The following is a 6,864-nucleotide window of genomic DNA, read 5'->3' on the forward strand; positions in this document are numbered from 1 at the left end:
CAAGGACGCCGCCCGCGCACGGCTCGACGCGATCCGCCGCGCGCTTGCCGCGCGGGTGCTGATGAACCGCGACACTGGCCAGCCTTTCGGGAAGATCACCTTCTCGGGCGGGGTCGCCGAGGTCATCGAGGACGCCGACACCCGCGGCGCGCTCGCCCGCGCTGATGCGGCGCTCTATCGCGCCAAGCAGCTGGGCCGCAACCGGATCGAACTGGGCTAGGACCCCGTTACGGCCCCGTCACCTCGGCGTCATAGGCTAGGCTGGCGTAGATCTCCGCTTCCTTCCCTGCAGTGATGATCGTGCGCACCCGCGCGCCGCGCGCCCGCGCTTCGGCGGCGAGCGCCCCGGCGCGGGCCCAGGCGGCGGCTTCCTCGCCGGGCGGGTGCACCGCGAAAATGGTCAGCGTCGCCCGCGGATCGGGGGTCTGCGTCTCCAGCCATTCGCCGAGGCTCGGCCCGCCCGCCACGGGGCGGAACAGGGCGTGGGCGGCGGCGATCTCGCCCTTGGGCCGGAGCGATTCGCGCGTGGTCTTTTCCTGCACCGCGCGCGCGGCGAGATGGCGGCCGGCCTCGGCCTCGGCGGTGGGCAGGGCGGAGAGCGTGAGCAGGAACAGGATCAGCGCAAGGTCGGCGAGGATCAGCTGCCAACCGTGCCCAACCCGCCCCGAACCTGCTCGCGACCTCGCCCGCAGGGGCGCGGCAGTGCGGTTCATGCGACACCCCGCAGATGATGGGCGCGGTGCTCGCGCGCAGCGGCCTGCGCGCCGCCGGCCTGGGCGACGAACCAGTCGGCCAGCGCCTCGCGCGCGGCCTCATCGGCCAGCCCTCGGCGCTCGATCGCGCTCGCCAGCGGGAAGCACACGAGATGCGCGATCAGCGCGCCGTAGAGCGAGGTCAGCACCGCGGTCGAGACCGCGGCCATGATCGTCGCGGTCGCGCTCACACCCGCCGCGCCCACGGGGGCGAGCTGGGTGAGGCCGTAGAGCGTGCCGATCAGCCCGAACACCGGGGCCAGCTCGCCCGCGCAGGTGTACACCTGCACCGCAGCATAGCGGCGCGCGTCCTCGATCGCGCGGTCGGCGCGGCGCAGGCCTGCGAGCGTCTCGAGCGCGCCGTGGCGCAGAAAAGAGGCGACCAGCGCGGCCAGCGCCGGGTCGGGCGGCAGCGGCGGATCGGCGCGGCGCGGCCCGTCGCGCTGGATCGCGCCCGCCGCCTGGGCCAGCGCCTTGCGGTTGGGCTCGCCCGCAAAGCCGCCGCGCACCAGCCTTGTCGCCGCGCCCAGCGCCTCGCGGAAATCGGCCAAGCCGCAGCGCGCCAGCGTCGCGATCACCGTCCCCATGACCACGACCGCCAGCGCGGCGGGATCGAACAGCGACGACATAGTGGGCGGCATGGCGGATCCCTCCTCGTGGCAACAGACCGAAGAACGGCAGCGGGCCCGGCCGATTAAGCGCCGGGAGGCAGCGGCAGGGGTTTGCCCGCAGGCGCGCACCGCGCGGGCGGCGACCGGCAAAAGCCTGCCGCCGGTCGCGCAGCCAAGGGCCTCATGCGCCGCCTTGCGCCGGATTTGGCACGCTTCCTGCTCATCCGGTGGCGACCCCGCGGGACGCACCCGCCCGCAGCAAGGAGGCTTCTGAATCGTGAGCGAGCGACTTTTCGGTATCCACGGCGCCGCGCTGACCCTGCGCTCCGAACGCATGGGGGTGATCGCGTCGAACATCGCCAATGCCGCCACCCCCGGCTTCAAGGCGCGCGACATTGACTTCAACCCCGCGCTCGATGCCCGGTTGGCCAATGGCCGCGGCGTGGCCGGTCTCGGCGGCGAGACCCGCCTGCTCTACCGCAACCCGACCATGCCCTCGATGGACGGCAACACGGTCGAGCTGAACCGCGAACAGGTCGCCTTTGCCGAAAACGCCGTGGCCTATTCGGCCACGCTCAGCTTTGTGCAGGGCCGGGTGAACACCATCACCCGCGCGCTGAAGGGCGAGTAAGGCCGATGCCCGAGCGCTCCCCCATGACCCTGTTCAGCCTCACCACCCGCGCGATGAGCGCGCAGATGGTGCGGATGAACGCGGCGACCTCGAACCTCGCCAATGCTGGGTCGGTCTCCTCGACCGAGGAAGGCGCCTATCGCCCGATCCGCGCGGTATTCGCCGTGGAGCTCGACCGTGCCTCGGGTCTCGCCGGGGTCACCACCAGCGGCCTTGTGCGCGCCGACACCGCGCCAACCAAGCGCCACGATCCCTCGAACCCGCTCGCCGATGCCAATGGCGACGTGTTCGAAGCCCCCGTCGATGAGACCGCCGAGATGGTCGAGATCATGGACGCCTCCCGCCAGTACCAGAACCTGGTGCAGGCGCTCCAGACCGCCAAGCAGCTGATGCTCGAAACCCTGAGGAGCCAGTGATGACCCCCACCAATACCACGTCTCTCACCCCCGCCGCGCAGGCGACGCTCGACCGGCTCAACACGCCTTCGACCCTCAGGGGCGGCGGCCTCGCCTCGCTCGATGGCGGGGACTTCATCCGGCTGCTGACCACCCAGCTGACCTTTCAGGACCCGCTCGAGCCGACCGACAATCAGGACATGCTCGCCCAGATGGCGCAGTTCTCCGCGCTGGCCGCGACCACCGAGAGCGGCGCGACGCTTGAGGATATCGCCGCCAAGCTCGACCGCCTGATCGCCGCGCAAGAGGCCGCTGCCGCGCGCCCGGCCACGCCCGTCACCCCCGCCTCCTGACCCCTTTCCCCAAGCAGAGGATCAAAGCCCCATGTCGTTCTTCACTTCGCTGTCCGGCCTCAAGAACGCCGAGACCGACCTGAAAGTCATCGCCCACAACATCGCCAACGCCGAAACGGTGGGCTTCAAGAAGAGCTCGGTGCAGTTCGCCGATCTGGTCGCGACCGGCTCCGCCACCGATCCGCGCCGCAGCCCGGGCATCGGCGCGACCATCGCCGGGCTCACGCAGGACGTCGTGCTCGGCCCGCTCGAACAGACCGGCCGCGCGCTCGACCTCGCGATCGACGGCGACGGGTTCTTTGCGCTCGCCAATCCCTTTTCGGGCGAGGTCAGCTACTCGCGTAACGGCAATCTGCGTCTGACCGCAGCGGGCGAGCTCGAGGATTCCTGGGGCAACCGCCTGCAGGCCTATCCGGTCGATGCCGCGGGCAACCCGACCTCGACCACCGCCGCCGATGTCGCCGTGCCGGTCACCAATGCCGGCGGCGTTTCGCTCGCCAATGTCACGATCAACAACCGCGGGATCATCATCGCCGCCTATGCCGACGGCAGCACCGAGCCGGTCGGACAGGTTGCGCTTGCCACCTTCGCCGCGCCCAATGGCCTGCGCTCGATCGGCCAGACCAAGTGGCAGGCGACCGGCGAATCCGGCGCGGCGGTGTTCGGCAATCCCGGCATCGGCACCTATGGCGAGATGATCAGCGGTGCGCTCGAACGCTCGAACGTGGAACTGGCCGAGGAGATGATTGCGCTGCTCACCGCGCAGCGCAATTTCCAGGCCAATGCCCGCGCTATCGATACCGCGACCCAGATCTCGCAGACCGTGCTGAACCTGCGCTCGTAATGGACCGGCTGATCTACACCGCCATGACCGCGATGAACGCGGCGATGGACCGGCAGCGGGTGACGGCGAACAACCTCGCCAACGCCAGCACGCCGGGCTTTCGTCAGGAGATCTTCGCGGTCACCCCGGCGACGCTGCGCGATGGTTCGCTGGAGGCGCGGGCGCCCGCGCGCGGCAATGTGCGCGGCGCGGCCATGCGCGCCGGACGCGTGGTGCCGACCGGCAATGCGCTCGACGTGGCGCTGGAGGGGTCGGCGCTGATCGCCTTCCAGTCCCCCGACCGCCAGGGCGTGGTCTACTCCCGGCGCGGCGACCTGCGTGTCGGCGCGACCGGCGTGCTGGAAAACGGCGAGGGGCTGGCGGTGCTGGGCGAGACCGGCACGCCGATCACCGTGCCGCCGGGCTTTATCCTGAACATCGCGGCCGATGGCACCGTGCTCGCGAGCGATCCGGCGGCCGGCAATGCGCCGCCCGAACCGATCGGCCGCATCCGGCTGGTCAATCCCGAGGGCAGCCCGCTCGCCAAGGGGATCGACGGCTTTCTCAAGGTGCCCACCAACGCCGGCGGCACCGGCGTGTTGCCCCCCGATCTCACCGCGCGCCTCACCCCCGGGGCGCTCGAGATGTCCAATGTCGAGACCGCCGACACACTGGTGCAGATGATCGAGGCGCAGCGCGCCTTCGAGCAGCGCGCGCGCATCATCGCCACCGCGGGCGAGCTCGACGAGAGCGGCAGCACCCTGATGGCGCTGCGCTGAAAATCACAACGGAGACCTGACCCATGCCCACTTCCGCCCTTCACGTCGCGCGCACCGGCCTCGAGGCACAGGATGCGCGGATGCGCGTCATCGCCAACAACCTCGCCAATATCGGCACCACCGGCTTCAAGCGCGACCGCGTCGACTTCGCGACGCTCGCCTATCAGGAGCAGCGCGCTGCGGGCCAGCCCTCGACCGGGCAGACCGCCTTTGCGGTCGGGCTCAACCTCGGCACGGGGGTGCAGATCCAGGGCACCACTCGGATCGGGACGCAGGGAACGCTCAACCCCACCGGCAACAATCTCGACATTGCGCTGGACGGCGACGGGTTCTTCCAGGTCGAGCTGCCGGGCGGCGGCCAGCCGGGCTTCACCCGTGCGGGCAATTTCACCCTCTCGAACGACGGCACGCTGATCACCGCGCAGGGCTACGCGCTCCAGCCGCCGATCCAGATCCCGGCCGGCGCGCAATCGGTGACCATCGCTCCCGACGGCACGGTGAGCGCCATCACCCCCGGCAATGCCGAGGCGACGCTGATCGGCCAGCTTTCGGTCGCAAGCTTCCTCAACCCGGCGGGCCTCAGGAACATCGGCGACAACTTCCTCGTCGAGACAGCCGCGAGCGGCCCGGCCGAAGTCGGCTTTGCGGGCGAGAACGGGCGCGGGCAGATCCGGCAGGGGATGCTCGAAGCCTCGAACGTCAATGTCGTCGAGGAGTTGGTCGAGATGATCGAGACGCAGCGCGCCTACGAGATCAATTCCAAGATGGTGAGCGCAGTCGACGAGATGCTGCAAAACGCCAACCAGACGCTGTGAGGTATTGCGTGAGCGGGTCGATGACAGGTCGTTGCATGGTGGTTGCCGCCGCGTTGCTGCTTGGTGCCTGTGGCGGGCTCGGGGGCAAGGGGCCGCAGCCGGGCTTCACCGCGCCCCCACCGCCGGGGACGGCAATCAGCGTGGCCCCGCAGCCCGCCAGCGCCGGAGCGATCTTCCAGAGCGCCAACGGCTACTCGGGCCTCGTCACCGGCACCCGCGCGCGGGCGCTGGGCGACATGGTGACGATCATCCTCACCGAGGCCACCGCCACCTCCAAGAGCACCACCGGCAAGACGGCGCGCGAAGGCAGCCTCGGGATCACCCCGCCCACCAAGGGCCCGCTCGATTTCCTCGACCCCGAGGCCCTTAAAGCTGCGGCCGAAGCGTCGTTCACCGGCGGGGGCAATGCCGCGCAGCAGAGCCGCCTCAACGGTGCGGTCGCAGTGACCATCGCCGCGATCTACCCCAACGGAACCGCCGAGGTGGTCGGAGAAAAGCAGATGATGTTCAGCCAGGGAGACGAGTGGGTGCAATTCGCCGGCCGCATCAGGCTGGTCGATATCGACGGCGACAACCGCCTCGCCTCCTCGCAGGTCGCCAATGCGCGGATCATCTATTCGGGGAAAGGTGCCGTGCAGCAGGCGAGCCGCCCCGGCTGGCTGAGCCGCTTCTTCAACGCGATCTCGCCGTTCTGAGAGGGCCGCATGATGAGCCGAACCCGCATCCTTGCCCCGATCCTCTACCTGCTGATCGCGCTGATCGCAGGCCAGATCCCGCTGCCTGCACAGGCCGAACGCATCCGCGACCTCGGCCAGTTCGAAGGGCTGCGCGCCAACCAGTTGACCGGCTATGGCATCGTCGTCGGCCTTGCAGGCACGGGCGACAACAACCTGGCCTATACCACCGAGGCGATGCGAGGGGTCTCCGGCCGGCTCGGCCTGCCGCTCCCGCCTGGGGTGAGCCCGACTTTGCGCAATGCCGCCGCGGTGATCGTGACTGCGGAACTACCCGCCTTCGCCAAGCCGGGGCAGCGCATCGACATCACCGTGTCGACCTTGGGGCAGGCCTCGAGCCTCAGGGGCGGGGCGCTGGTGCTGACCCCGCTCTATGGCGCGGACGGGCAGATCTACGCGATGGCGCAGGGCAATGTCGCGGTCGGCGGGCTTGGCGTGAGCGGGCGGGACGGCTCGCAGGTGAGCGTCAATGTCGCCACCGTCGGCCGGATCGCCGACGGGGCGTCGGTGGAGCGCGCGGTCGCGACGGGCTTCGAGACCGCCCCCGCCCTCAGGTTCAACCTCCACAAGGCCGATTTCCTCACGGCGAGCCGCGTGCGCGATGCGATCAATGCGCGCTGGCCGGGCATCGCCACCATAGCCGACGGGGTGTCGATCGCGCTCGCGCTGCCGCAGGGCAATGACGCGCGCTCGGGAATGATGGCCGAGATCGAGATGCTCGCCGTCACGCCCGCGCCGGTCGCGGCGAAAGTGATCGTCAACAGCCGCACGGGAACGGTCGTCATCAATGATGCGGTGCGCCTCGCGCCCGCTGCGGTGAGCCACGGCAAGCTGGTGATCCGCATCGACGAGAACCCGACGGTGGTCCAGCCCGCGCCCTTCAGCCAGGGGCAGACCGCGGTCGAGCAGTCCTCCGACATCTCGATCGAGGAACAATCGGGCCGCGTCGCCTACATGCCCGCCGCTGCCTC

General features: G+C 70.1%; 10 protein-coding genes and 1 pseudogene. 9 read left to right on the plus strand and 2 right to left on the minus strand.

Features of this window, described 5'->3' with window-relative positions; genetic code table 11:
* A pseudogene (locus tag NBV68_RS16340) lies at nucleotides 1–220 on the plus strand (GGDEF domain-containing protein); the annotation flags it as partial.
* A 7-nt stretch (nucleotides 221–227) separates the two neighbouring features.
* Here NBV68_RS16340 and NBV68_RS16345 read toward each other — a convergent pair.
* Together NBV68_RS16345 and NBV68_RS16350 are read right to left on the minus strand one after the other, a co-directional pair.
* Nucleotides 228–713, minus strand: coding sequence for a hypothetical protein (locus tag NBV68_RS16345; RefSeq protein ID WP_296311793.1), 486 nt, complete (start codon nucleotides 711–713; stop codon nucleotides 228–230).
* Nucleotides 710–1,393: a MotA/TolQ/ExbB proton channel family protein gene (locus NBV68_RS16350; RefSeq protein ID WP_296311796.1), complete on the minus strand. Its 684-nt coding sequence runs from the start codon at nucleotides 1,391–1,393 to the stop codon at nucleotides 710–712. The genes NBV68_RS16345 and NBV68_RS16350 overlap by 4 nt, the downstream gene beginning before the upstream one ends.
* 247 nt (nucleotides 1,394–1,640) lie before the next feature.
* Between NBV68_RS16350 and flgB the strand changes: the two genes are divergently transcribed.
* The 8 genes from flgB to NBV68_RS16390 form a co-directional block, all read left to right on the plus strand.
* Nucleotides 1,641–1,994 carry a flagellar basal body rod protein FlgB gene (gene flgB, locus NBV68_RS16355; RefSeq protein WP_296311799.1) on the plus strand — a complete coding sequence of 118 codons (354 nt, stop codon included), beginning with the start codon at nucleotides 1,641–1,643 and terminating at the stop codon, nucleotides 1,992–1,994.
* Between the two features lie 5 nt (nucleotides 1,995–1,999).
* Nucleotides 2,000–2,410: a flagellar basal body rod protein FlgC gene (gene flgC / locus NBV68_RS16360; protein ID WP_296311802.1), complete on the plus strand. Its 411-nt coding sequence runs from the start codon at nucleotides 2,000–2,002 to the stop codon at nucleotides 2,408–2,410.
* Nucleotides 2,410–2,742 carry a flagellar hook capping FlgD N-terminal domain-containing protein gene (locus NBV68_RS16365; protein ID WP_296311804.1) on the plus strand — a complete coding sequence of 111 codons (333 nt, stop codon included), beginning with the start codon at nucleotides 2,410–2,412 and terminating at the stop codon, nucleotides 2,740–2,742. Before flgC ends, NBV68_RS16365 begins: the two co-directional genes overlap by 1 nt.
* Nucleotides 2,743–2,773: 31 nt before the next feature.
* Nucleotides 2,774–3,586 carry a flagellar hook basal-body protein gene (locus NBV68_RS16370; RefSeq protein ID WP_296311807.1) on the plus strand — a complete coding sequence of 271 codons (813 nt, stop codon included), beginning with the start codon at nucleotides 2,774–2,776 and terminating at the stop codon, nucleotides 3,584–3,586.
* Nucleotides 3,586–4,344 (plus strand): flagellar basal body rod protein FlgF, encoded by a 759-nt coding sequence (flgF, locus tag NBV68_RS16375; protein ID WP_296311809.1) that lies wholly within the window; start codon nucleotides 3,586–3,588, stop codon nucleotides 4,342–4,344. Before NBV68_RS16370 ends, flgF begins: the two co-directional genes overlap by 1 nt.
* Nucleotides 4,345–4,367: 23 nt before the next feature.
* Nucleotides 4,368–5,159: a flagellar basal-body rod protein FlgG gene (gene flgG, locus NBV68_RS16380; protein ID WP_296311812.1), complete on the plus strand. Its 792-nt coding sequence runs from the start codon at nucleotides 4,368–4,370 to the stop codon at nucleotides 5,157–5,159.
* A gap of 20 nt (nucleotides 5,160–5,179) precedes the next feature.
* Nucleotides 5,180–5,854, plus strand: a complete 675-nt coding sequence (locus NBV68_RS16385; RefSeq protein WP_296311815.1) for a flagellar basal body L-ring protein FlgH — start codon at nucleotides 5,180–5,182, stop codon at nucleotides 5,852–5,854.
* Between the two features lie 9 nt (nucleotides 5,855–5,863).
* Nucleotides 5,864–6,864: flagellar basal body P-ring protein FlgI (locus NBV68_RS16390; RefSeq protein WP_296311817.1), on the plus strand; the 1,001-nt coding region annotated here is incomplete at its 3' end.

The sequence above is a fragment of the Erythrobacter sp. genome, assembly GCF_023653175.1.
In the GTDB taxonomy this organism is placed as follows: Bacteria; Pseudomonadota; Alphaproteobacteria; order Sphingomonadales; family Sphingomonadaceae; genus Erythrobacter.